The 23,123-nt window shown below is 55.5% G+C and carries 22 protein-coding genes; 12 read left to right on the top strand and 10 right to left on the bottom strand.

Features of this window, described 5'->3' with window-relative positions:
- Positions 1–140: 140 nt before the first annotated feature.
- Positions 141–995 (bottom strand): phosphatase PAP2 family protein, encoded by an 855-nt coding sequence (locus tag FIU93_RS30745; protein ID WP_286202353.1) that lies wholly within the window; start codon positions 993–995, stop codon positions 141–143.
- Between the two features lie 369 nt (positions 996–1,364).
- Complete coding sequence (mntR, locus tag FIU93_RS30740; RefSeq protein WP_040450248.1) at positions 1,365–1,820, bottom strand: manganese-binding transcriptional regulator MntR; 456 nt, start codon at positions 1,818–1,820, stop codon at positions 1,365–1,367.
- Positions 1,821–1,939: 119 nt separating this feature from the next.
- Here mntR and FIU93_RS30735 point away from each other — a divergent pair, with 119 nt between their 5' ends.
- The 4 genes from FIU93_RS30735 to phnE are packed head-to-tail and all read left to right on the top strand — an operon-like array spanning position 1,940 to position 6,160.
- Complete coding sequence (locus tag FIU93_RS30735) at positions 1,940–3,793, top strand: cytochrome c peroxidase (protein WP_008188231.1); 1,854 nt, start codon at positions 1,940–1,942, stop codon at positions 3,791–3,793.
- A complete protein-coding gene (locus tag FIU93_RS30730) occupies positions 3,793–4,650 on the top strand; it encodes a phosphate/phosphite/phosphonate ABC transporter substrate-binding protein (RefSeq protein WP_062492093.1) in 858 nt (285 codons plus the stop codon). Before FIU93_RS30735 ends, FIU93_RS30730 begins: the two co-directional genes overlap by 1 nt.
- Entirely contained in the window at positions 4,647–5,417 is a 771-nt protein-coding gene (locus tag FIU93_RS30725; protein ID WP_077294817.1) for an ATP-binding cassette domain-containing protein, read from the top strand. Before FIU93_RS30730 ends, FIU93_RS30725 begins: the two co-directional genes overlap by 4 nt.
- Complete coding sequence (gene phnE, locus FIU93_RS30720) at positions 5,417–6,160, top strand: phosphonate ABC transporter, permease protein PhnE (protein ID WP_062492091.1); 744 nt, start codon at positions 5,417–5,419, stop codon at positions 6,158–6,160. Before FIU93_RS30725 ends, phnE begins: the two co-directional genes overlap by 1 nt.
- Positions 6,161–6,324: 164 nt before the next feature.
- On the opposite strand, the gene FIU93_RS30715 is transcribed toward phnE, so the two are convergent.
- On the bottom strand, positions 6,325–6,942 hold the full coding sequence (locus tag FIU93_RS30715; RefSeq protein WP_152508051.1) for a transglutaminase-like cysteine peptidase: 618 nt from the start codon (positions 6,940–6,942) through the stop codon (positions 6,325–6,327).
- Positions 6,943–7,483: 541 nt separating this feature from the next.
- On the opposite strand from FIU93_RS30715, the gene FIU93_RS30710 reads away from it, so the two are divergent.
- Positions 7,484–8,068, top strand: a complete 585-nt coding sequence (locus FIU93_RS30710; protein ID WP_152508050.1) for a DedA family protein — start codon at positions 7,484–7,486, stop codon at positions 8,066–8,068.
- Positions 8,069–8,317: 249 nt separating this feature from the next.
- Positions 8,318–9,298, top strand: a complete 981-nt coding sequence (locus FIU93_RS30705; RefSeq protein ID WP_040450304.1) for a murein L,D-transpeptidase family protein — start codon at positions 8,318–8,320, stop codon at positions 9,296–9,298.
- 39 nt (positions 9,299–9,337) lie between these two features.
- On the opposite strand, the gene FIU93_RS30700 is transcribed toward FIU93_RS30705, so the two are convergent.
- Both FIU93_RS30700 and FIU93_RS30695 read right to left on the bottom strand, forming a co-directional pair.
- Entirely contained in the window at positions 9,338–10,120 is a 783-nt protein-coding gene (locus FIU93_RS30700) for a heparan-alpha-glucosaminide N-acetyltransferase (protein WP_286202352.1), read from the bottom strand.
- Between the two features lie 319 nt (positions 10,121–10,439).
- A complete protein-coding gene (locus tag FIU93_RS30695; RefSeq protein ID WP_081450442.1) occupies positions 10,440–12,575 on the bottom strand; it encodes a heavy metal translocating P-type ATPase in 2,136 nt (711 codons plus the stop codon).
- A 648-nt stretch (positions 12,576–13,223) separates the two neighbouring features.
- On the opposite strand from FIU93_RS30695, the gene FIU93_RS30690 reads away from it, so the two are divergent.
- The 4 genes from FIU93_RS30690 (at position 13,224) to FIU93_RS30675 (ending at position 18,871) form a co-directional block, all read left to right on the top strand.
- A complete protein-coding gene (locus FIU93_RS30690) occupies positions 13,224–13,727 on the top strand; it encodes a L,D-transpeptidase (RefSeq protein WP_077294877.1) in 504 nt (167 codons plus the stop codon).
- Positions 13,728–14,084: 357 nt separating this feature from the next.
- The gene (locus FIU93_RS30685; protein WP_055971942.1) at positions 14,085–14,690 is read left to right on the top strand and encodes a recombinase family protein; all 606 of its coding nucleotides are present in this window, start codon (positions 14,085–14,087) and stop codon (positions 14,688–14,690) included.
- A 15-nt stretch (positions 14,691–14,705) separates the two neighbouring features.
- Positions 14,706–17,675 (top strand): Tn3 family transposase, encoded by a 2,970-nt coding sequence (locus FIU93_RS30680; RefSeq protein WP_072495413.1) that lies wholly within the window; start codon positions 14,706–14,708, stop codon positions 17,673–17,675.
- A gap of 677 nt (positions 17,676–18,352) precedes the next feature.
- Positions 18,353–18,871 (top strand): helix-turn-helix transcriptional regulator, encoded by a 519-nt coding sequence (locus FIU93_RS30675; RefSeq protein ID WP_152508049.1) that lies wholly within the window; start codon positions 18,353–18,355, stop codon positions 18,869–18,871.
- A gap of 364 nt (positions 18,872–19,235) precedes the next feature.
- Here the strand turns inward: FIU93_RS30675 and FIU93_RS30670 are convergent, their stop codons facing one another.
- A complete protein-coding gene (locus FIU93_RS30670; RefSeq protein ID WP_152508048.1) occupies positions 19,236–19,583 on the bottom strand; it encodes a hypothetical protein in 348 nt (115 codons plus the stop codon).
- Positions 19,584–19,756: 173 nt separating this feature from the next.
- Here FIU93_RS30670 and FIU93_RS31550 point away from each other — a divergent pair, with 173 nt between their 5' ends.
- Both FIU93_RS31550 and FIU93_RS30665 read left to right on the top strand, forming a co-directional pair.
- Positions 19,757–19,924, top strand: a complete 168-nt coding sequence (locus FIU93_RS31550) for a hypothetical protein (protein ID WP_165222187.1) — start codon at positions 19,757–19,759, stop codon at positions 19,922–19,924.
- Positions 19,925–19,936: 12 nt separating this feature from the next.
- The gene (locus FIU93_RS30665) at positions 19,937–20,569 is read left to right on the top strand and encodes a zeta toxin family protein (RefSeq protein WP_152508047.1); all 633 of its coding nucleotides are present in this window, start codon (positions 19,937–19,939) and stop codon (positions 20,567–20,569) included.
- Positions 20,570–20,646: 77 nt separating this feature from the next.
- Here FIU93_RS30665 and FIU93_RS31545 read toward each other — a convergent pair whose 3' ends face one another.
- The 4 genes from FIU93_RS31545 to FIU93_RS30650 form a co-directional block, all read right to left on the bottom strand.
- A complete protein-coding gene (locus FIU93_RS31545; RefSeq protein ID WP_173014038.1) occupies positions 20,647–20,811 on the bottom strand; it encodes a hypothetical protein in 165 nt (54 codons plus the stop codon).
- A 570-nt stretch (positions 20,812–21,381) separates the two neighbouring features.
- Positions 21,382–21,723, bottom strand: a complete 342-nt coding sequence (locus FIU93_RS30660) for a hypothetical protein (protein ID WP_152508046.1) — start codon at positions 21,721–21,723, stop codon at positions 21,382–21,384.
- 106 nt (positions 21,724–21,829) lie between these two features.
- Positions 21,830–22,129 (bottom strand): I78 family peptidase inhibitor, encoded by a 300-nt coding sequence (locus FIU93_RS30655; protein ID WP_152508045.1) that lies wholly within the window; start codon positions 22,127–22,129, stop codon positions 21,830–21,832.
- Between the two features lie 24 nt (positions 22,130–22,153).
- Positions 22,154–22,837, bottom strand: a complete 684-nt coding sequence (locus FIU93_RS30650; RefSeq protein ID WP_152508044.1) for an SOS response-associated peptidase — start codon at positions 22,835–22,837, stop codon at positions 22,154–22,156.
- Between the last annotated feature and the right edge of the window lie 286 nt (positions 22,838–23,123).

The raw sequence follows: 23,123 nt of genomic DNA, 5'->3' as shown, positions 1-23,123 counted from the left end.
GACTCAAAATACATTTCTGACGCGTCGTGTGCCGCAGTGCATGATATCGGAAGTCTTTGGCTGCAAATCTCCTCCGGCACGAAATCAGCGCCCATAAGATCAAACTCTGGGAAACGAAAGGTAATTCAATAAAATTTTGCTTACCGTCGCCTTAGTCTTTGAAAACTCAGTTGCATAAATCTTCCAAGAGCGGTCATCCATTCGTCCAACGAACGATCACTCACAATTGGCCGCGTTCTTTGAAAGAGCAGATGAAAGACTGCGAAACTGAGCAGCAGCGTTACGCCCCAGGAAATTAATGTGTCAGAAAGGAAGTGACCGCCGAATGCGATTCGGTTTAATGACAGGATGAAGCAAAGCGGCAACACGAATAGCAGCGTCGCTTTGCGCCACGTAGCGGGAACTAGAAAGGCGACTGAAGTCAACCAAATGGCGGAAGACGCTTCTCCAGAGACGAAAGAACAGTTTCGGTCACAATAGTCAGTGACTTTCCAGACAGTTTGATAGGGTAGGTCTCCGCCGAACTCAGCCACATGTTGCGGTCTCGGGCGACCCCAATTGTCCTTCAAGATCAAATTTACGAGCACGCCGGGGCCAAGAACCAGAGTCGACAGCAGAAACAAGGGTTGGCGGAGTGGCATGAGCGGTGGACGATCGGGGATAAGCAACTTCAGAACGAACACAGCAACACAAGTAGTCGCAACCACCTGAACTAGAAATATGCCGAGATACCTTACGTCTCTGAGAAACGCCATGTTCTTCGCCCAGAAACCGAAAACTTCTGAATAAAACAATCCGCTCGACCAAATATCGGCACCGGGAAAGATAAAGAAAAACAGCGACACGGCACAGACATACAACCCGATCGAAATCATCGGATGTGAAACACAGGAGTCGGTCAGCTTCTTTAGAATCGGCTTTGGGCTGTTTTCAATAGGTACTTTGTTCTTCATCGCCGGTATTTTGATCGAACTTCGAGGATTGATCCTATGCATCTAGAAGGTGTCCGAGGTGTTTCACAGGTGTCAAAATGCCGCCCGCTCCAACAAACCGGAGATGTGTTCAAGCGGACTTTCTGGGTTAACCGTCAACCTGTTGTTGGATGTCTCAATCCGGTTCATTCGAACGTCGATTGCTCGCGCTGGCCTTCTGCGTTGGAGCTGATCTTGCGTCGTCAGCTGTACAACTTGCGATTAGAGTTTCTGGCCGATCAAGGGTAAGTCGCTGCACGACCCACCGCGGGGTTCCAATTAGTTTTGTGGCTTCGCGTTGAGTGCACAGGTTGGTCCCATTCTACTCAATATGCTCTTTGCTGGGTTTAGAAGATTGATTTGACGAAATGTTACCACCAACTCGAGCCGTGCTCAGTCGGTGCCGGGCGCGTTTCTTTTCACGAAATCTTGAAACACTTTCAGCGTCTCTTCGCTGACATGATGCTCGATACCCTCCGCGTCTTGCTCGGCCACTTCTGCGGAAATTCCTAGTGTAACCAGGAAATCGACGACAATCCTGTGCCTCTTGCGGCAGGCTTCCGCCAGTTGGCGGCCCGCCTCAGTCAAACGTATATCGCGGTAGCGCTCCTTAAGGATAAGACCTTCTCGCTTCAGCCTAGCAAGATTTTTCGATACCGTCGGCTGCGCAACGCCAAGCCGTTCGGCAATTTCTACCGGACGCGCAGACCCGTTCAGGTGGATCAGTTCCGCGATGAGTTCCACATAGTCCTCGACCATTTCACTCTGGTGCGCGGTGCGCACAGCCTCGAACCCGCTGGCCTGTTCATCGACACTTCTATCGGACACCTTGGGTGAAGGACCGGTCATGAACGGAACACATCCTCTTTGTTTTCATGGTGATTGTGTATGCCGTGAAATTAGTCACTTGACAATGCGTTAGATCATCCTAAGAAATTTAGCCTAGTCTAAATATAATAGGCGCAGCTATGAAAACTCTCCTTGCCAGCGCAGCGATCTGCCTTGTTCCGCTAACCGCGCAAGCCACCGCAATCAAAGAAGCCCCCTGGGCTCCACGTGCAGCCGCTTATCGGCACACCTTGTTTCTGGGAAACCTTTCCCCAGTCCCCTGGGAGAAAATTGAAGCCAGCTGGAACCGCGCCGTTCCAGGCAGCTCACTGCCGTATGCCGCGGTTTCCAGAGCAAGTGACGAGGAAGCCGCTGCTCTTAACAGTGCTCTTCAAGTGCAGGACAGGCAGGCGCTGTTTGAAGCGGCAACGGTCATCGTTGCTCAGGGGATACTGCGTCACCTGGAAAATGCGGATGCCAGGCTCGGAACTCCAGAAGCAGCCACTGAGTTGGCCAAGGCCGAAACGCTTTACCGCGCCTTTGAAGATGCTATTCGCGCCGCCGATGAGCCTGCCGCTCGCCAGCTTGGCAGGGCATGGCTCATCCTAAACTCGTCCCTGGGCAGTGGCGGCGTTCTGGGCCAAGGCGGACAGGAAAGCAACAAGGCAGAATTCGCAAACGCCCGCAAAGATGTTTCCGATTACATTCGTACCAACTACTTGCCGGCAGAATTTGCAACTCGTGACAAGCTGGCTCCTGTTCCGGAAACGGTTTTCCTTTCTGGACCGGAAGTGAAACTGCCCGCAACATTGCCTCCGGGATCAAACATCGCCGATCAAAGCGAGCTGCCGCGCCTTATTCTTCAATTCGAGGAAGCCGGTGAAGACGAAGCCAACCTGCCGCTTGTCGCTTATGGCGACATGCTGTTTGACAGTCCTGAGATCTTCGGCGGTCCGGCGCAGGAACTTGGGATTGCCTGTTCCACCTGCCATAACAGATCTGACATCAACAGGGAGTTCTTCATTCCGGGCCTCAGCTATCGCCCCGGGGGGATGGATGTCGACGGTGCTTTCTTCAATCCGATGTTCAATGACCGGAAGGACGATCACCTCGATACGCCGTCGATGCGCGGTATACGGTTCACCGCGCCTTATGGCCGTGACGGACGCGAACCCAGTCTGCGCCGCTTCATCCGCAACGTGATCGTTACCGAATTTGCCGGCAAGGAGCCGACCCCGTTCCAGCTTGATGCGCTAGTCGCCTATGTCCGTGAGTTCGACTGGCTGCCGAACCCGAAAATCGACCGGGCAGGCCGGCTGACCGACAAGGCCTCCGACGCGGCAAAGCAGGGTGAAGCCATCTTCAATACTGATTTTCCAGGACTGAACGGCAAGTCCTGCGCGTCCTGCCACACGCCGGATCAGAACTTCACGGATGGACTGACACACGATATCGGGAGCTCAGAGCGGCCTTTCCCCGGAGGCACGGCCACAGCCTTCGAAACGCCAACGCTGCGCAACATTAACTTCACCGCCCCCTATATGCATGACGGTTCGCTGCCGACGCTGGCCAGCGTTGTGGATTGGTTCAACGACACCAGGAATCTTGGGTTGGACGAAGAGCAACGAGCAGACCTGACGGCGTATCTGGAAGCCATCGGCGATGGCGAAGAGCCCTATCAGCGCTTTGAAGGCCGTGACAGTGTCTTCCGCCTGTCCTGGGAAGAGCTGACCACCTTCGCGTCGACCCTGGACACACTTCTGCCCGCCCGTGATGCCCAGAATATCGCGTTGCTCATCGACACGGTTGCGCCGGATCTTGCAGCCGACGCCAGCGTGATGACCAATCAGGCGGCAAAACCCGAAATCTATGAACTCAGCGCTATCCTGAGGGCCGTGGGCGATGCCAGCGCTGAAGGAGACTGGGGCGAGGCGGAACAGCAATGGCAAAAGTTCAATACCATGCAGGCCGCAATTGACGAGAGGATGTTTTGATGCTGAACCGCCGCACGTTCCTGGCCGCTGCCTCCGCCAGCTTCGTCCTGCCGGCTTTTGCCGCCGAGGAGGGTCTGACCTTGGCCTTCATACCGCAGGAGAACCCGGAAAAGCTTCTGGGAGATATCAAAGTCATCACCGGCTGGCTTTCGGAGCAAATGAGCGTCCCCGTCACCGGTTTCGTCACTTTTGACCATGCAGCCGCCGTCGAGGCGCTTCGAAACGGCGATGCTGACATTTCCTTCATGGGCGCCCTGCCATTTGTTCTCGCGGAAGATCAGCTCGGAGCGGTACCGCTTTTGTCGGAAGTCTACCGGGGTCAGCCCAGCTACTCCGGACGAGTCTTCGTCCGCAAGGACAGCGGCATTGAAACCCTTGCCGATCTCAAGGGGCGTGACATTGCCTTCGCAGACCCTGTATCGGAATCCGGTTATATCTATCCGCTGGATCTGTTTGTCCGCGAGGGCCTGATTGCCGATGCGGCGGATGCCGACAGCTTCTTCGGCAGGAAATTCTTTGCCGGTGGATACCAGCAGGCGATGCAGGCCATGGCAAACGGATTGGTCGATGCCTCCGGAGCGAGCCAATATGCGGACCTCTTTTTAACACCGGACCAGCAGGCAGAAGTCAGGGTTCTGGCGGAATCGGAACAGATCCCGAGTCATGCGGTCATTGCACGCCCCGGCCTTGATGCCGGATTGCAGGCAAAGTTCGTTAAGGTGATGCTCAGCCTGAACGATCCGGAAAACCGCTACCTGCTGGCCTATCTCTACGGCCCGGACGGTTACGTTACCGCCGACCCGGAAGTCTATGAAGGCGTTCGCGAAACCGCGCGGCGCTATGGTTTCCTGAAATGAGTGTTGCCGCCGCCCTTTGCGATGTTACGCATCAGTTCGATGAGCATCCAGCCCTGTCGAATATCTCCCTGACCCTGAAGGAAGGAGAGACCGTTGCGTTTCTGGGGCCGTCAGGGGCGGGAAAGTCAACCCTGCTGGCACTTCTCGACGGGCGGTTGCGGAACTGGCGCGGTACGGCAGAAGTTCTGGAGACACCTTACTCGGCGACAGCACGTCCCCCGAGAGATGCAAGATCGGAGGTAGGCTTCATTTTCCAGGAATTCGCGCTGGTTGACCGGTTGAGCGTTTACCAGAACGTGATGAACGGAAGGCTTGGCCGGATGCGGACCTGGCAATCGCTCTGGAGCCGCTTCGGTGAACGCGATCACCTTGTCGTCTCCGGTGTTCTGGAGGATACCGGATTGACCGATCTGGCCGCGCGCCGCGCGGACAAACTCTCCGGCGGACAACGGCAACGCACCGCCATCGCCCGGTGTCTGGCCCAGGAACCGAAACTGATCCTGGCAGACGAACCGGTCAGCAATCTCGACCCGGCCAATGCCGAGAAAATTCTCGGCCTGATTACAGGTGCTGCCCGCAAACGCGGCATCACCGTCGTCTTCAGCTCGCATCAGCCGGAGCTGTCACAGCGTTTCGCCGATCGCATCATCGGCCTGCGCGACGGCAAACTGCTCTTCGACCGGCCTTCGGGGCAGGTAAGCGCTGCCGATATTTCGGAGCTTTATCATGGCGCGTCTCCGAGCGCCGAACTGCGTGTGGTGAGTTGATGTCGCGCACCGTGACCTGGCTTGTGCTGGCCGCTGCCATCTTGTGGTCACTGGGAAGCGCAGATATGGGATTGGAAAAGCTCCCCGGCGCAAAGGCGCGCCTGGGCGAATTTTTCGGCCGGATGCTGCCGCCAGACATGTCCATTTGGCCGGAAGTTTTGCAAGGTCTGGCGGAGACCCTGCGCATTGCCATTCTGGGAACTTTCTTCGCCGTCCTGTTTTCCGTCGTTCTTGGCATTTTGGCAGCGGAAACACTGGTTCCGCCGGCAATCTGGCGGCCCGTCCGATCGCTGCTTGCGATCGTGCGGGCAATTCCGCTGATCCTGGTTGCCATGCTGATGGTCGGTGCAGTCGGCCTTGGACCGTTGCCCGGTATCCTGGCAGTGACATTTCACGCAACGGGCATGCTGGCGAAATTTTACGCAGAGGCGATCGATACCGTCTCGCCCGAACCGGTGAAGGCACTGGAAAGCGCGGGCGCCAACAGATTACAGCAACTGCGCTGGGGGATCTGGCCGCAAATGGCGCCGCTGGTTCTGCGCGATACCGTCTTCCGGTTCGAACTGAATTTGCGCGAGAGCCTGATCCTCGGCGTCGTCGGCGCAGGCGGCATCGGTCTATATATTCAGACCTACGTCCGCTCGTTTCAGTACGACAAGGCAGCGACGGTGACGCTGGCGATCATCATTCTTGTGCTGCTATCAGAAGCCGTGAACACCGCTTTGCAGAAACGCTTCTCCTGATTAGATGTGCAGCTTTTCGAACTGATCATGATGTCCAAAGAAGCTGCGACCCTAAAAACGCAACTAATTCCGAAGCCTAATCAGCGGGCTCCTTCCTCACTGTTCTGCGCATCAATTAAGACCGCGGTCCCAGAGGAAGGCTCCAGGACGTCTAGAGTAAACCGTTACTTCCTTGGTACGCTGGCAACAGTGGTCACGCGGGCGTCGTCAATCCCGGTCCAAAGCGCGGCGGAATACGGAGATTGACGTTTAATGTATCGGTACGGCGTCGAATACCAAGGCAGAACTGTTTCAGCTTGGTTGTCCAATATCATGTCCCCGTAGTCCGTGCGGACTGTCAGCACAGCATGACCACCATTCTGGAGGTCCTTTGCGACGGTGATTAGCAGAGTGCTGCGCGGCCATCCCGCATTTAGAAGCTCTCGTTGCTTTTCAAGGACATATTCCTCACAATCTCCATATCCGTCGTCTGGGTAGGTCCAATACTCTGGTTTGCCATAGAGATCGTCATCGGTCATTGGCCGAACACGACGATTTACATCCGTGTTAATCGCGAGCAATTCCTGCCATCTTTCTTCCGTCAATTTTACGACGACCGGCTCATAGCGTTCATTTGAACAAGCACCAATGTTGTCTCGGCAAAACTGTACGTATCCGATGGGTGCTTTGACGTCTTGTTTCATGTCCATAAAGCGCCCGGTATCGGCTGACGCAGACGCGGAAGAAGTTACCAACAATGCCAGAAAAGTTGTTGGCAGAAGTATATTTTGTAGTCTTTTCATCCCAAAGCCCTCCCTTAAGGCTGGCTTCACGATGTCATCTTGAATTTTATTTTAATAAAAGCTTCTCAGTAAGTATTGAGTCAAATAAAAAGAAATATAAACTAATATTTGAATTACATTTTACTATAATTCTAATTAGACTTGTCTAAAATTTTATCTTTCTCCTGCAACAAACTGATATGCTTACATTTCTTCCGTTGATGGTCCTTGAATTAAATAAAGGAGGATTTGGCGTGCACCCTGACAATCGAGAGCTTAAAAAGAAATCCAGAAGGCAATTCAGGTGAATATTTCGGCAAGTTTTTTGAAGGCAGAGCAACCCATTGATTGGATCGCCGCGACCAAACGAGGTTCCACAGCATACGTCCAACAACTACAGGCGGCCTGATCCCGCTCGTGACAATTCAACCTTTTTGAGAATGGCCTTACGGCCGAAAAAGACGGCCCTCGCAGAGGGCCTCTCACTGCTACCTTGGAAAAACAATCCAACACAGTTCCAACGTCGTATGTACAGTACCGATATGTTGGCTGGGTATAGTCGATGGACGCACTTGAAGAATGGATCAGAGTAAATTCGTACTTGGTATACGGGATACTATTTTTTTATTGTGCGATGAAAAGTGGGGCTCTGCCGCTGTTTGCTGCTATCTTTGCCAGCACTGATGATCTTTCGATATTTGCAGTATCTGCGGCATCCTTTCTTGGCGGATACTTAGGTGATGAAGCACGGTTTTATCTTGCGCGGCGATATGGTGACTATTTGACAAGCCGGCTGCCAAGATTAGGTGTGATTGTCAAACGAGCTGAAGGCTTGCTTGCGAGGCACGGAGCCAAATACATTTTTTTGTACCGATATCCAAAAGGTATGCGAACGATCGGCGCATTTCCGGTCGGGTTAAGCAATATGTCCTGGTTGCGTTTCACTGTTTTCAACGCAGGATCCGCTGCCTTGTGGACCATGTTGCTAGTTGCGTTTGGATATGTGTTTGGTGTTGCGATAGTAGAGACTGTAGAACGTAACTGGGGCTGGCTTAGCGTTGTCGCGCTAGGGGTATTCGCAAGTTTGGTGTGGCTTGTCTATCGCAATAATTTGACGAGTGCGCAAAAGGGATTACGAACCCCCTAGTGTCAAAAACAAATAATAACCACTTTTCCCGATAATTAAATGTGCAGCTACTGTGCTTGTATATGTAACAGCTCTGTTCTTTCTGAGTTGCGAGAGAGCCAAAAGCTCTCGACGAATTCGTACAGCGCGGAAATCGAATAATGAACACAGCTCTCCCGAGATGTGAGTCTCCTAACGAAGTGTCAGGTAGTTATGCATTTGGAGATGTTTAAACAGGCACAAATCGCCCGTAGGGTGCTGAGTGTGAGCATGACAATTTTCACGCTTCTGCTCGCGGGATGTGTAGGTTCGTCACTCGAAATGGAATCACGCGGAGAAATTGCAATTCCATACAAGGTCACGGCGTTGATGCGCAACAAAGGGGTCAAGGGATCGGATCCCGTTTTTATCCGAATTTTTAAACAGGAAAGTGAGCTTGAGGTTTGGAAAAAAAGACGCGCCGGCGATTATGTCCTCCTAAAAACATACGAGATGTGTCGTTGGTCCGGCGATCTGGGTCCCAAACGAGCAGAAGGTGATCGCCAGGCACCTGAAGGCATATATGAAGTCACGCTCGGGAGGCTAAACCCCAACTCCAAGTATTTCCTTTCATTTGATTTGGGGTATCCGAACAAACTCGAGCGCGCGAAGGGTTACTCTGGAACTGCGCTCATGGTCCACGGAGCCTGCTCGTCTTCCGGGTGCTTCGCAATCACAGACGAGCAAATCACCGAAGTGTATGCTCTAGTTCGGGACGCATTGCGCGCCGGGCAACCTTCCGTGCAGGTGCAATCACTCCCTTTTCGCATGACACCTGAAAATCTTGCGAGGCACTACGACAATCCAAACCTCAGTTTCTGGCTGGACCTCAAAGAAGCTTCCACCACGTTCGAAGTCCTGCGGCGTCCGCCAGAATTCCGATTTTGCGAAGGAAGATATCGTTTTGGAGCAGCGAAGGACCCAGGAGCTGACTACGGCCCACTTGGACAGTGCCCGCAGTTGGAACAACCACCGCAAAGAGTTTCAGAAAAGATTGCTGCTGACCTAAGCTCAGTTGAACAACTTCGGGAAGGGGGCGGCAATATCGTAAGTTCTTACGCCGACGGTGGAATGCACTCTAGGTTTCGAAATGTTCTTTTGGAAAGGGGAGCTGAATTCCTCGCGAGGAAAACATCGAGTAGCGCCGTACCGGTTAGCAGACCAAAAGCAGCGCTGTCCGACCCATACAAACCTTTGTTGTCTCAGCAATGAATTTTTTTGGTGTTGTGAAATTTAATTGGAGCCTCTGCCTTAGCGAAGCATTCGCGCGACGGGCAGAATGATAACGAGGAGCAATGGCTGGTGAACCAAGTATATCAATAAACTGTTGCGCCCCATCCAGGATAGGATCCTGGTCAGTTTGGTATTGTGCAGATCGGGAAATGAGCGTGAATCGCCGCTCTTTTTGTAAAAAATCTTGGCTAGAAAAACGCCGATCAAGGTCAATCCGGCCCATGGCAGAATTGGAACGAAATCGTTGCTGGGTGGGGGGGAACTAGACACGCCAATCCATGCGAGCCACCGGGTGTTGAACAGTTCCAATTTTAAGAACTGCGGCAGGATGAGTAAGCCAGCTCCCGAGATTAGTGAGACCAGGGCGGGCAAATTTAGAAACAGAACACCCAAAAGAGAAGAAACCGCAATCGCGTGCAAGATGCCGAAAAAAATGTAGGTCTGCGGAAATGCGATCCACGTGACGAATGAAATCGAAATCGCAGCTGCACCGATCATCGCCACACGTGTTACAAATCTATTTAGTTTGAGTCCTTTACCGTGCGCAAGGACAAGGCTCACGCCAACCAGAAACATGAAAGTTCCGGCGAGCAGGCGGCCGAATGCAAGCCAAACAGGATGGAACGCGATTCCGTCGATTAAACCTGAAAACTCGAGATCCCAAACAAAGTGAAAAAGCACAACGCCAAAAATAGCAACACCGCGAACGGTATCGATCAGCAAAATTCGCTGATTTGATAGACTTTCGTGATCATTGCCTGAACTAATCATCTCGCGGGCAGTTAAACCTCTTTCGGCCACAGAAAACGTGATTGGTACATCATTGTTCTAACCGGGAAGACCTGCAAACCCAGTTTGGCGGACCGGCTCTAAATTCCAAGTGAACGAATGGTGCTGAAATATCCCGATCAATATTGGCTACGAATGCTTAACCATACTGGGTCGTCAAAGTGCACCAAGCACCTGACGGTGGCCAAAGATACAGTTTTGTCGCAAAGTTTTCTTCGGCGGTTTTGTTTGGTCTGAAATCCTGGAAGGCGTTCATTTAGTCTCGGTAATGTCGATTAGAGCTGTTTCACTTGTTGAAAACGCTGCGCATCCAGCCCCAACCCGCTTGAATTCAGGTTTCCCCTTTCCATGCCAGGAGCCGCATAGCATTTGCGGTGACGAGTACTGTTGCGCCTGTGTCGGCAAGGATTGCTGGCCAAAGACCGGTTACACCCAAAACGGTCGTCACCAAAAACAAAGTTTTCAGGCCCAGAGCCATCCCCACGTTCAGTTTAATGTTCCTCATCACCGCATGAGACAGGTTTATCATCTTGGCAACGTCCATCACCCGCCCATGCAATATGGCAGCGTCGGCAGTTTCAAGTGCCACATCCGTGCCCCCTCCCATGGCGATGCCGATATCCGCGGCGGCCAGAGCCGGCGCGTCGTTGATGCCGTCTCCCACCTTGGCAACTTTCAGGCCGTCCGCGCGTAGTTCATTCACGACCCGTTGCTTGTCTTGCGGTAGAAGGTCCGCACGCGGCTCGATGCCAAGCGTGTCTGCAATCGCCGTGGCAGTTCGGGTGTTATCGCCCGTCAGCATCAGCGTGCGGATTCCCTTCGTCTTTAAGGAAGCGAGACCGTCTATCGCATCTGTCCTTGGTTCGTCACGCATGGCGAAAAGAGCGGAAACCTTGTTGTCTACAAGCAGCACAGAAACAGTTTTGCCCTCGGCATTGAACGCATCTACAACCGCAATCTGATTTTCAGTCATGCTGACCCGGTCGCGAGCAGCGGTCGCGGATCCAAGAAAAACCGGCACACCGCCAACCCGCCCTTCGACGCCTTTCCCGGTGACCGCGCGTGCTTCGGATGCAGGCGGAATGGGTGCATTCTCCGAGGCAGCCTTTTGCAAAACTGCGAGAGCAAGTGGATGGTTCGATCCCTGCTCCAATGCTGCCGCAAGGCTCAGCAACCGCTGATCGCTGCTCCCAAATGACCTGATATCGGTAACCACCGGCCGTCCTTCTGTGAGAGTTCCGGTTTTGTCGAAAGCCACCGCCGTTATCGCTGAAAAACCCTCAAGCACGGCGCCCCCCTTCATTAGGAGGCCGCGCCGAGCCCCGCTCGCCAGACCGGCGGCAACTGCCGCCGGTGTGGAAATAACCAGGGCGCAAGGGCAGCCAATCAAGAGAATGGCAAGTCCCTTGTAGATCCATTCGCTCCAGTCAGCGCCAGCAAAGACTGGCGGCACCGTCGCAATAAGAGCTCCCAACACAAGAACCCCTGGCGTATAGTAGCGTGAGAACCGGTCAATGAACCGCTCGGTCGGTGCCTTACTAGATTGTGCCTCTTCGACCAGACGGACCACGCGGGCGATCGTATTATCGTCGGCGGCAGCAGTCACTCTGATGCGCAAAACTCCGTCTAGACTAATGGTTCCTGCATATACTGTGTCCCCCTGTGACTTACGTCTGGGGACACTCTCGCCGGTCACAGGTGCTTCGTTTATCTCGGACGAACCTTCAGTGATTTCCCCATCTGCGGCAATACGATCACCCGGCCTCACAACGATGACGTCGCCAACAGAAAGCCTATCTGCGGGCACTTCCGAGATGGTATTTCCTTGTTCCAGATAGGCAGTCTTTGGAATCAAATCGGCGAGGCCCGCAATACTGGCCCGCGCACGCTCAGCAGCAACACCCTCCAACATTTCACCAACCAGAAAGAGAAAGACTACAACAGCAGCTTCTTCGGTTGCCCCTATCAGCACCGCACCAACCGCCGCGACAGTCATCAGCGTTTCTATTGAAAACGGGCTGCCCAATGTGGCGGCCACAAACGCACGGCGCGCCACCGGAACGAGACCGACTAGCATAGCAATCAAGAACGCCCAATACGCCGCTTCCGGAATTAGTTGGCCAATCAAAAAAGCACTGATGAGTGCCATGCCGCACGAAATCGTCAACAGAGCCTTGCGTGTCCTCCACCATGGTTGATCCGCAACATGGCTCGCATGGTTTTGCGACATGGGTTCGGCCGGCGCGATGCCAAAACCGAGGTGCCTTACCCGCTGCATGACCTGGTTTTTGGAAACCGTACCGTCATGGCTGATCGACAAACTGGCTCCGGGCACGGATACTGCCACCTCCTCAATCCCCGGCAAGCGGCGTAAAGCGGTGTCGATCTTTGAAGCGCATGAGGCACAATCCATGCCTTCGACTCTGAAACGGACTATTAGTTTTGAACTGTCGGGGTGTATAGTCATTTGCGGCCTCTTGCACTTTCTCTCTGCAAGATAGCCTCTCTAGTAACTAGAGCTTCAAGTGACGCAGGCGATTTTTTTCAATTTCACAGCTTTGTCAAAGTGCTGGCGTTTCAAATTTCATTTTCCGTTTTCGCAGTTATGGATTTCTTGAGAATTTATCTGTACGTATTGCGAATGCGTAAGTGGGTCTTAACCATACTGATTGTGTTTTATACGGGGCTTCATTCCGCCGCCGCAATTGGTGCTGCCCAGACAGCCGGGGAGCCGGTGCTTCCAGACCAAAAAGCAGTTCAAAACGCCTCGATCGTGTCCGAAACACTCACGTCGCATAACCTCAGGTGCTGCAATCGAACGAGCAACCAAGCAAAGTCTCAAAAACTAGCCAAGTGTGGAGTCGATTGCGTGTCAATTGCGGGTTCGTTGGAACCGAGATTTTTGAAGGCGGAATTGGTTTTGGAAGATACTGTATTGCTTGGCCTTTTTTCCAAAGATCCAAAGCCAGAAGACAGGCCTCCAAGAATTTACTGACACGTGGCAGCTTTATCGCTGCAAAGCTTCCTGCGATCGTTAGTAATTTTTTGGAGAAAAGCGATGATTACTCGTCGTAATTTACTCATTGGCTCCGTCGGAGCAGTTGGAGCCTTTGTCATGCCTGCTTATGCACATGACAAGAAACAGTTCAAGATCGACCCCAAATTCGAACCGCAATCCGTACGATACTTTTCCTATCCTCCTGGGACGATAGTTGTCGATACGAAAAATCATTTCCTCTACCTCGTTCAGAGTTTCGGCAGGGCGCGCCGCTATGGAATTGGTGTCGGCAAAGCGGGATTGTCGCTGAAAGGGGAGGCGGTAATAAAACGCAAGGCGGAGTGGCCAAGCTGGCGTCCCACCGCAAACATGATACGTCGTAACCCCGGCAAATATCGGAAATACGCAAATGGTGTCCCTGGTGGACCGAATAACCCTCTTGGATCAAGAGCGCTTTACCTTTATCGAAACGGCCGGGACACCATGTACCGGATCCATGGAACCACCGAACCTTCCTCTATCGGTCGATCCGTCTCTAACGGCTGCGTTCGGATGATCAATACTCATGTTGAAGATCTCTATGAACGCGTGCCTTTAGGCACAAGAGTGGTCGTTTTGTGAGTACCCAATAGCCGAAAACTCTGGTCAGGCACGTGGCTGCATCCGGCGCGTGCCTTTACAAATGAGGGCTGCATTAGCCCAAGAAGACAGAAACCCAAGTACGAGCTTTGGACGATCATTTGTCGAGCGTTTCATCTGACCGCTTTGATCGACTTTTACGTATGGAGAGAAAGGGGCTCCGTGGGAATCTCTGCAATATTACCCGCTAAGAGATTTTTGGTGTGACGGAAAACAGATGATTTCCGCGTAGCGGTTCGGCGGGTCGAAATCGACGGGGTGACTGGGCAATTATTTGCGCGACAAACCCTGTCGGAATGTGAGACTGTGCGGCAACACGGAATTTGAGGTTTGTCGTGCATGTTGATCGGTTACATGCGGGTATCGAGCGGTGATGAGCGGCAGTCGGTTGCCTTGCAGCGCGACGCCCTGCTCGCGGCCGGGGTCGATCAGCGTCACCTGCATCAGGATCGCGCTTCGGGCGCGCGCGACGATCGGCCGGGGCTGAAGGCTTGCCTTGCGGAATTGTGCGAGGGTGACGTGCTGGTCGTTTGGAAGCTCGACCGTCTGGGCCGATCACTCTCCCACCTGATCAGAATCGTTGAGGATCTGAAGATGCGCGGGGTCGCCTTCCGCTCTTTGACGGAAGCTATCGACACGACGAATTCGCACGGTGCGTTCCTGTTCAACCTGTTTGGCACGCTCGCCGAATACGAGAGAGTGCTGATCACGGAGCGGGTCAACGCTGGACTGGCGGCGGCACGCCGGCGCGGTCGCAAGGGCGGTAGGCCACCGACGATCGACACCGAAAAGGTTGAGCAGATTCTGGCGGCGCTGGAAGCCGGCGCCAGCAAGGCGTCGGTGTGTCGGACATTCAAGGTGCCGCGCTCGACTCTCATCGATACATTGCGGCGAACCGGATGGACCGGACCGGGCAAAGAAGATGAGCCTGCTCCCCCAGTTTGAGAGCGGGTGTGACCGATGGCCTTCCTCGACGCGCAGTCGCGCACCGTTCTGTTCGACCCACCCGATGTTTATGAAGAGGCCCTCGCGCGCTATGCGCTGTCCGCTGAGGACATCGCTTTCGCCAGGGCGCATCGCCGATCGCATAATCGTCTGGGTTTTGCCATCCAACTCGCCCTGGTGCGTGATCTCGGTCGTCCGCTCCGCGCTGGGGAAGTTCCGCCTCAGGCAGTCGTCTCCGTTGTCGCCGACCAGTTGGGCATCGACGCTGCGGTGTTCGCACTCTATGCCCAGCGGGAGGAAACCCGTCGAGAACATACGCGGGAGATTGTCGTCGCACTGGATCTCCGGCCCGTCCGGGCGAGCGATTATCGATCCCTGATCACCGCGGCGGCACGCGAGGCAGCCGCTACCGAACAAGGCGAGCCGATCACCAAGGCCGTGATCGAAGCCCTGAAGGAGAGGAAGCTGCTCGTTCCTGTGCCGGAACTGCTGATACGTCTGGCGATGGCGGGCCGGGCGGCAGCGCGACGACAGGCTTATCGCGGCTTGATCCGGGGCATGGAGCAACCGTCCATCGAGGCGCTTGATCAGCTTCTCATCGATCGGTCCGGCGATCGGAGCCATCTCGGCTGGATTGCGGAAGCGCCGGAGGGGACGAAACTGAAAAACCTCAAGGGCCTGATTGCCCGGCTTGAGGTTCTGCGTTCGGCGGCGATTTCCGATGAGCGACGTAAAACGATCCATGCCAACCGCTATGGCATCATCGCCCGGGACGCCCGCATTCTGCATGCCCGTGAGATACGACGCCTTACATCCGAGCGCCGCTACGCCACGCTGACGGCGTTCGTCATCGAGAGGCAGGCGGCAATCACCGACCTTGCGATCGACATGTTCTGCAAACTGATCGGCAGCACCCGGCGCAAGGCTGAACTGAGCCGCACAGAACGCCGGCTGAAAGAAGCCGAGATTCTTGATGGGGTGGCGCTCGATCATCTCAAGCTTGGCGAGGCGCTTCTGGCCGCCCGTGAGAACAACACCGATCTCGCATCCGCAATTGCAGTCTCACTCGGCTGGGACGGATTGACCGCCAGCGTGGCCGCAGCCAGGTCCGTCGTGCGCCCCGATCGCAGCGACGAATTCGATGAGCTCATAGAGCGGCACAAATCGCTGCGAAAGCTGGGCAGGCTCATGTTCGGCGCGTTCTCTTTCCGGTCGTTTCGTCCCGATGATCCGGTTTTGAAGGCAGTGGATCATCTGCGTGCGCTCTACAGTGGCAGGAAACTACCCGCGCAGGTGCCGTTCGCGTTCATGACGCGCAAGTGGCGGCGACGTGTGCGCTCGGACGGTGTCACCATCGACCTTCGGGCTTGGGAAGTGGCGGTACTCGTTCACCTTCGGGAGCGCCTGCGGGCCGGTGACATATGGGTTGATGGCAGCCGAGCATGGCGCAGTTTCGAGGATTATCTTCTGCCTCGACCGATCTTTGCCCTGATGCGCGCCGAAGGCCGGCTCGGGCTTGCCATCCCTGACAGCTTTGCCGAATGGCGAGCCGAACGCACCGCCACGCTCGACGCGAAACTCAAAGAGCTGGCAAGGGCGGCGGCCGCCAACGCCATTCCGGATGCGGCTATTTCCGACAAGGGTTTGTCGGTCTCCCCGATCCGCGAGGAGGAGCGTGACGGGATCGTCGCGCTCAGCCGGCGTCTTTACATCCTCGTTCCCCGGATCAGGATCACCAGCCTGCTTGCCGAGGTCCACAGCTGGACCAGGTTCCTTGACAGCTTCACACACTATCGCACCGGCGAGACGGCGAACGACGAGCCGGCGCTGATGGCCGCTATCCTTGCCGACGCCACCAACGCCGGTGCTGAACGCATGGCGGAAAGCTCACGCGGCGTCACGATCCACCAGATGATGCTGATGGTAGATAGGCATCTGCGCTCGGAAACCTATGCTACGGCGACCGCCGTGCTGGTCGATGCGCAGCAGGCTCATCCCTTCGCCGCGGTCTGGGGCGACGGTCATATCTCCTCCTCGGACGGGCAGTTCTTTCCGGCAGGCGGGCGCGGTGAAGCCAGCCTCGAATACAATGCAAAATACGGCAAAAGACCAGGTGCTTCGGTCTATGGCTTCCTGTCCAATCGTTTCGCCTCCTTCTTCTCCCGGATGATCCAGGCGTCCGAGAGCGAAGCGCCCTACGTGCTCGACGGCCTCCTTCACAACGAAAGCTCCGTCGAAATCCATGAGCATGCAACCGATACCGCCGGCGCGACCGAAACGACATTCGCTATGTTCCATGGCTTCGGCTATAGGCTCATTCCTCGTATCCGCAATCTCGGCAATCGCAGGCTCTTCGTCATCGATCCCGACGCGGCGTACGACCCGCTCGGGGCGCTGATCTCGGGAGCCGTCAACATGGATGTCATCGAGCAGCACTGGGATGAGGTCTTGCGGCTGAAGTCATCGATTGGCGCGGGCCTCGTGCCGCCGTCCGTCATCCTCAAGAAGCTTGCCGCATCGCCTCGGCAAAATCGGCTCAATCAGGCGCTACGCGAAATGGGCCGGATTGAACGCTCGATCTTCATCTGCGACTGGTTGCTCGACACCAAGCTCCGGCGCAGATCGCATGCCATCCTCAACAAGGGTGAAAGCCGTCACGCCCTTGCCCGGGCGGTCTTCCTCCACCAGCTTGGCGAGCTGCGCAACCGCGTGGCGGAAACCATGGCCTATCGGGCGTCAGGTCTCAACCTCGTCGTCAACGCCATTATCCTGTGGAACACCGTCTATCTCAGCCGCGCTGTCGATTATGTCCGCACCCAGGGCATCGATATTCCCGCCGAGCTGCTCTCCCAAGTCGCACCACTTCCCTGGGCTCATATCGCACTCACCGGCGACTATCTCTGGAACGAAATTGACCGACCCCTCGAACGCTTCAGGCCGATCCGCGCTAACCGTTTCAATCCAAACAACTTCGCTTTCCCTTAGCGGGTATTATTGCAGAAATGCCCACGGAGCCCCTTCGCGCGGAGCAGCGGGGGAGAGGGTGGCAAGGGGATAAAAACGGAGGGGGTTCGCCCGCCCGAGGCAAAGCCGAAAGGGCGTCGTGTCAGCGGCGCTCCTGCACAAAGCGCTGCCCCAAGGCTGCGCGAAGGAAGGACGGGGAGACCGTTTTTTCCCCTTGTGAGGGAGAGGGGGCAGCGCTCCTCTTTCCCTCATCAAAGAAACAGACAGGACGCCTCCGGCGTCACTGCTTTATCCTGGCCTAGGCCGGCAAACCGCTGATGCTGATTACTGTGAAGAGCAGTAGGGGAGGGGAAAGGCCGCCCCGATACGAGGCAGGGCGGCCTCCGTAGGCACGCGACAAGAAAGGGCTAGAGACTTGCCACGACCTGACTTGATCAACAGCCAATATGGGTCGATCGGGCGAGGCTGTAAATGTTCCGAACGGATTTTGCCTGCGATGAAACTGATTTGAGGCGAAGCCGCAGCGCAACCGATCGTCACCCGAATGGGCGGAGACAGTGTCTGCTGGCTCCGTGCCGAAGGCATAGAGCGGGGTCGCAAAGCGATGCGCCAAAGCAGCTATCCAGGGTAGACTTTCGAGGCACCATCTTTAATTGTCCCGGAGGAACAACGATGAAATTCCAGTGTGGTTGGTGGCAATGGCAGGTTTCGGACTCGAGCAGTGGGTAAGCTATCTCGGACTTGAACGCGTTGTAGACCCAGACAAAGATCATCCGGTTTATCGCAAGCCGCTCGACGGAAATATCATCGATCTCAGCCAACTGGATCTGCTGGTCGCGCAAAGGCTGCGTGACCTGCGAACCGACAGACAACTTGCGCAAGCCAAAGTGGCCATGCTGCTAGGGGTGAAGGAGGCAACCTACGCCCGCTACGAAAACGCCTCATCCTTGATGACCGTCGGACGCCTGCTCCACGTTTTCGAAGTCCTGAATATCACCCCGGAAGAGTTCTTCGATCCTCTCGTCAACGAACAGCCCTCTCACTCCAAAGCCGAGTCACGCGAAGCCCTGAGAGACCAGCTGATGGAGGAAACGGTCGACCACCTGAAAAAGCTCGACGATACGACCTTGAAGATGGTGCATGATCTTGTGCTTGCGATGGAGCCCCGGACGATCGAGAAGCAGAAAGGGAATGGCGCGGCGAAAGCCGCGCCATAACTTGCACTCAATGGGTTGGCTCTGGTTTCCACCGCGCGCCGGCCGCCATTGGCGAATAGCCGGCGCTCATGCGGCGTCCTTCCCCCCTTCTGGCGAAGGCACCGCTCGGATCGATCGGCGCCAGTCCGAGATCCGAGAAGGACAATGAAGAACATCGGAGCTTTCAGCATAGCGCCGCCCCTCTTTAAAGGGCGGGAAAGCGGGAATTCTCGACACAGTTTTGACGGATAATGGGAAGCCGCAGGAGGCTTAGCATAGCGCCGCGAAGCGGAAGCCGGGGCCGACTTCCCCCGCCAAAACCGTTCCGCATCACCAGGCCAAAAGCAATGTCTAACCATCGGATGTGTGCCGGACCTGACTGCATTCAGTGAAGCGTCGGGGCAGGGTCCGACAGGAGCTTCACCGCGTTCTTCACGACCTTGCGAAGCTTTCGCCAATCGGGAAGGTCGCCTTCATTGACGCGTTCCTCGATCGCCGTCAGGATCCAGCCAACGCAGGCGATATCTTCGAAAGCGCGGTATTTATCCGAGCGATGGAAGCAAGCGACAATACGAGGCCGTGCGCCTTCGTCGGTTTTGGGGATCTGCGCAACCAGGTCCTGCGCTTCGCGATAAGCATTGACTACTCTCTTACGTTCATCAGGACCGGCTTGCGTGATCATTCCGACAGTCCAAACCAGCGTTTTCGAAAGGTCGACTACTTCGTCTATCATGGCGTGATCATCCTTCCCGTTGCAACGGATTCAGAAGGGTACCATCCTCTTTCTAGACGCGCAAAGAGCAGATCTGCAGCTTTTGATCGCGTCGCCTGACGCCTTCATCTGGGAAAGTCCTGATTTGCCGACGGGCTCGCTCTGCGCTATATTCTTTCCTTAGGAGACCGCAAATGCTCTTGAAGAAGTTTGACGAGAACAAGGAAGCCCTGAAGCAGATCGGCCGCGAAGCGATTGCCGAGAGCCGTCGCTTGGGACTGCCGATCTCCGCTCGTGACCTCCAGAATGAGGCCGAGGATCAGGCAACATTTGAGCAGAGAAAGCGCATTTCTGCCGCCTGAGGTCGTCACTCTTTGTCCCAGCCAACCTGTATCGTTCTCGGCGGTCCCAACGGATCGGGCAAGTCATCGGCGTATGCCAAGCTGCAGCTCGACGGTGCTTGGGTCAACGCTGATGAGATTGCCAAACAGCTCACAGGATCCAGGGATGGCCGGGCAGCCGCCATGGCAGCGGGGAGGGCGGCACTCATGAAGATCCGTGAGATGATCGAGACCCGGCAGTCGTTCGTCTTTGAGACCACCTTGAGCAGCCAACAGTCAATCAATCTGATGAGCCGAGCCCAGGCGACTGGGTACTATGTCGGCCTCTACTACGTCGCCCTGGATTCAGTTGAGCTCAACATCGAACGTGTTCAGCGTCGGGTAGAGAAGGGCGGCCACGACATTCCGGAAGACATCATCCGACGGCGCCATGAAGGATCGCTGCGGATGCTGTCTAGCGCCCTCAGATACGCTGATGAGGCGCTGCTGATAGACAACAGCGGTATCGAGCCCCGGGAGATTTTCCGCGTCTGTGCTGGCGTGATCGTCGGGTCTGACGTTGATCGTCGCAATCCGCTGCACAGGCTTTTCGAAGGTCGGGTTATGGAAGCCTATGACGTCGTAAGGGTAGGGGAGACGTACCGTCTTCGAACCGCGATCGAGTAGGGGCTGGTGCCCTGGATGAAGGGTACCGTGTAACAGCGCAATAATACCCAACGCGCCGGGCATTGGAACGAGCCGCCCTAGTGGGGCGGCTCGGCGCTGATCAGCGCATCGAATGCGGCCTCTTCTTCGGCAAGCTTCGCTTTGGCCGCCGCCAGCTCGGCTGCGATCTGCTGACGCTCGGCCTGGTCGATGGACGCTGCAAGCTCGGCGCGCAGTTCGTTGATGTGGTCGTAAGTGGTCATCGTCAGCTCCTTTGAATGAAAACAAAGGTGCGGGACCGACAAGGGAGGGTTTGGGTCAATGACCGCCGGAGGGGGCCTGCGGGGCGGGGGGGGAGCCGATTTCGTTGCGCAGCGGCGAAATTGGGGGGACCGCGCATCATTGACGCAAACCCTGCCTTGTCGGTGAAATTGGATGATGTTGAGAGAGAATAAACCTCTCCGTATTCGTCGGCTCCTTTCTTTCGGAACCGGTGACTCCGCTCAGCGTTCTGGCGGCGGAGGGGCAGCGATGACAGATAATTCTCACGTATTCAGGCAGCTCGCCTGTAGCGACATGGTTCGCAAGGCGGCACAGGCCAATCATCAACCGATACTGAATGACGGCCGCATCGACGCCCTGTTACAGCGGCTTTCTCACGCTGAACAGGATCCACACGGAAAGCAACAAAAAGAAGTCCGTACCGAAACTCGGACTAGTCGCCTTGCGGGCCGTGTTACGGGGACCCATATAGCTTGGTAGTTGACGTGCGTACCCCTCCTCCCAGTCCGCGCGTCGGCTGTTCCCCTCTGGAGGTTATTGACCCCCACACCTTAAGGGCCGCGGCTTTCCGCTGGCCCTTTTTCTTTAAGGAACAGCCAATCATCCATAGGCTCGGTTTCACCCTTGGGCAGAAGGAGGTTCAGCCTGCAGTATTCCCTCTCCACGAGCGTGTTGAGGCAGCGAAAATCACGCCAGATGGAGGCGAGGAAGGCAGCGCTCGCAATGGGCCGGTCAATGACTTGTTCCAGCTTCCTCGTCAAAGCCGCGCTTGTGCGTTTCAAATGCGATGAAGCATAGGGATCTTCGCATATTGCGGTGGTGATTGTGTGTATCTGCCTGACTGATCTGACTGTCTGCGCAGTTTTCAGATAAGCAGAAAAGCTCTGTCCCATAGATAGCTCCATACCGCCCCCCGAAGCTAACGCAAAAGCCCCCCGATTCTATGGGGGCGACTGCCCTCGTGGTTAAGCAGCAGTTACCATGACCCGCGTAGCTTAATCAGCCGCAGGTGGCTCCAACAACACGACCAGATGCGGGATCCGTCTCGATCGTCACCCGATCTTCTCGGAAGTCCTGGGTCACCATGTCGCCTAGCTGGATCTGACGAACGGTCTTCGCGCCGGAAAGCTGCATGGCCTCTGCGTCCGTCGGCTTGGGCTTGCCTACGAGGGCTCCAGCGGCTTCAGCATTGCATGGTGCTGAAGCCGTGGAGGGGGCGCTTCCGTCTGCGCTGCAGGCGTATAAGGCCAAAGCTACGCCGGCGATGATCAATGGCGCGGAATAGGGCAGTGACTTCATTGGGGCTCTCCTTGCTATCAAGCTCTACAAGGAGTTCAGAATTGGCTTTTTCGTGTCACTGCCGTCATAGCGAGATGAATTAACCTCACGGCCGATACGATAAAACTCGAGCTGGCTGTCCATCTGGTTTTCAAGAAGGAAGGCTTTCGCGTCAGCACCCTGAACAGAGGCATCCAACCAGGTCTTGTAGACCGATGGATCCAGCATGACGGGCATCCGCGTATGAATGTGCGCAATGTGGTCGACGGCTGGCGCTGTGATGATCGTGCAGCTGGTGACGCCTAGCTTGTCGTTATGCGCCCATAGTCCGGCGAAGGAGAAAGGCTTTCCGTCAGGGAGCTGCAACAGCCAGGGGTCTTTCTTGCCGTCCTCTTCGCTTGTGGTCCATTCGAAATAGCCATCGGCGGGGATGAGGCAGCGCTTCGACTTGAAGGGTCCGCGGAATGCCCCTGAAGTGTCGACGGTCTCGATCCTCGCATTGAACATCGCGGCCTTCGGCAATTCCTTGGCGAAGAAGGGCACGAGCCACCAGCGCCCGCAGTCGATTTCGAGGTCACCGGCTTTGTCCTTGTGGGCGAAATGGACGTTCTGTGTCGGCGCGATGTTGTAGCGCGCCGGCATGTTCGACGGAGGCGGGGCCTCAGCGTGGATATTGTAAAGGGCGTGGATTTCGGCCCAGGTCATCGTATTGGTGAAGCGGCCACACATGCCACTGTCCCTTGCTGCTGATATCGACGCCGACGGCGTTGTAGCACATACAGCTATAACGCTTGGTGCCCACAATTGCGGTGAGAGGAGCAAATCTCAATGGGTGAAGCATGGACCATAGAGGTTCAAGAGCTGGCCTCATGAGTGGCCAGATTTAATTTAATCCACATCCATATACGGGCTTCAGGTTAAGTGGAGAAAGGGCTCAACCCGCCCATCTGAAAGTCTATTTTCTCTTTTATATCAACATGTTAGTAAAAATCGCATAAGCATAATTATGGAACTT

Origin of the sequence: Labrenzia sp. THAF35 (assembly GCF_009363595.1) — a bacterium.
Lineage (GTDB): Bacteria > Pseudomonadota > Alphaproteobacteria > Rhizobiales > Stappiaceae > Roseibium > Roseibium algicola.
The sequence above is the reverse complement of the archived record's forward strand: the minus strand, read 5'-3'. Positions and strand labels throughout refer to the sequence as shown.

What these genes read in the sequence shown, in the direction of transcription:
- phnE (WP_062492091.1), top strand. Translation starts at nt 5,417, where the DNA reads ATGTCGCGCACCGTGACCTGGCTTGTGCTGGCCGCTGCCATCTTGTGG.
- mntR (WP_040450248.1), bottom strand. Translation starts at nt 1,820, where the DNA reads ATGACCGGTCCTTCACCCAAGGTGTCCGATAGAAGTGTCGATGAACAG.
- FIU93_RS31550 (WP_165222187.1), top strand. Translation starts at nt 19,757, where the DNA reads ATGCTCTTGAAGAAGTTTGACGAGAACAAGGAAGCCCTGAAGCAGATC.
- FIU93_RS30710 (WP_152508050.1), top strand. Translation starts at nt 7,484, where the DNA reads ATGGACGCACTTGAAGAATGGATCAGAGTAAATTCGTACTTGGTATAC.
- FIU93_RS30670 (WP_152508048.1), bottom strand. Translation starts at nt 19,583, where the DNA reads ATGATAGACGAAGTAGTCGACCTTTCGAAAACGCTGGTTTGGACTGTC.
- FIU93_RS30650 (WP_152508044.1), bottom strand. Translation starts at nt 22,837, where the DNA reads ATGTGTGGCCGCTTCACCAATACGATGACCTGGGCCGAAATCCACGCC.
- FIU93_RS30675 (WP_152508049.1), top strand. Translation starts at nt 18,353, where the DNA reads ATGGCAGGTTTCGGACTCGAGCAGTGGGTAAGCTATCTCGGACTTGAA.
- FIU93_RS30680 (WP_072495413.1), top strand. Translation starts at nt 14,706, where the DNA reads ATGGCCTTCCTCGACGCGCAGTCGCGCACCGTTCTGTTCGACCCACCC.
- FIU93_RS30715 (WP_152508051.1), bottom strand. Translation starts at nt 6,942, where the DNA reads ATGAAAAGACTACAAAATATACTTCTGCCAACAACTTTTCTGGCATTG.
- FIU93_RS31545 (WP_173014038.1), bottom strand. Translation starts at nt 20,811, where the DNA reads ATGACCACTTACGACCACATCAACGAACTGCGCGCCGAGCTTGCAGCG.
- FIU93_RS30730 (WP_062492093.1), top strand. Translation starts at nt 3,793, where the DNA reads ATGCTGAACCGCCGCACGTTCCTGGCCGCTGCCTCCGCCAGCTTCGTC.
- FIU93_RS30660 (WP_152508046.1), bottom strand. Translation starts at nt 21,723, where the DNA reads ATGGGACAGAGCTTTTCTGCTTATCTGAAAACTGCGCAGACAGTCAGA.
- FIU93_RS30695 (WP_081450442.1), bottom strand. Translation starts at nt 12,575, where the DNA reads ATGACTATACACCCCGACAGTTCAAAACTAATAGTCCGTTTCAGAGTC.
- FIU93_RS30725 (WP_077294817.1), top strand. Translation starts at nt 4,647, where the DNA reads ATGAGTGTTGCCGCCGCCCTTTGCGATGTTACGCATCAGTTCGATGAG.
- FIU93_RS30705 (WP_040450304.1), top strand. Translation starts at nt 8,318, where the DNA reads ATGACAATTTTCACGCTTCTGCTCGCGGGATGTGTAGGTTCGTCACTC.
- FIU93_RS30745 (WP_286202353.1), bottom strand. Translation starts at nt 995, where the DNA reads ATGCATAGGATCAATCCTCGAAGTTCGATCAAAATACCGGCGATGAAG.
- FIU93_RS30690 (WP_077294877.1), top strand. Translation starts at nt 13,224, where the DNA reads ATGCCTGCTTATGCACATGACAAGAAACAGTTCAAGATCGACCCCAAA.
- FIU93_RS30655 (WP_152508045.1), bottom strand. Translation starts at nt 22,129, where the DNA reads ATGAAGTCACTGCCCTATTCCGCGCCATTGATCATCGCCGGCGTAGCT.
- FIU93_RS30685 (WP_055971942.1), top strand. Translation starts at nt 14,085, where the DNA reads ATGTTGATCGGTTACATGCGGGTATCGAGCGGTGATGAGCGGCAGTCG.
- FIU93_RS30735 (WP_008188231.1), top strand. Translation starts at nt 1,940, where the DNA reads ATGAAAACTCTCCTTGCCAGCGCAGCGATCTGCCTTGTTCCGCTAACC.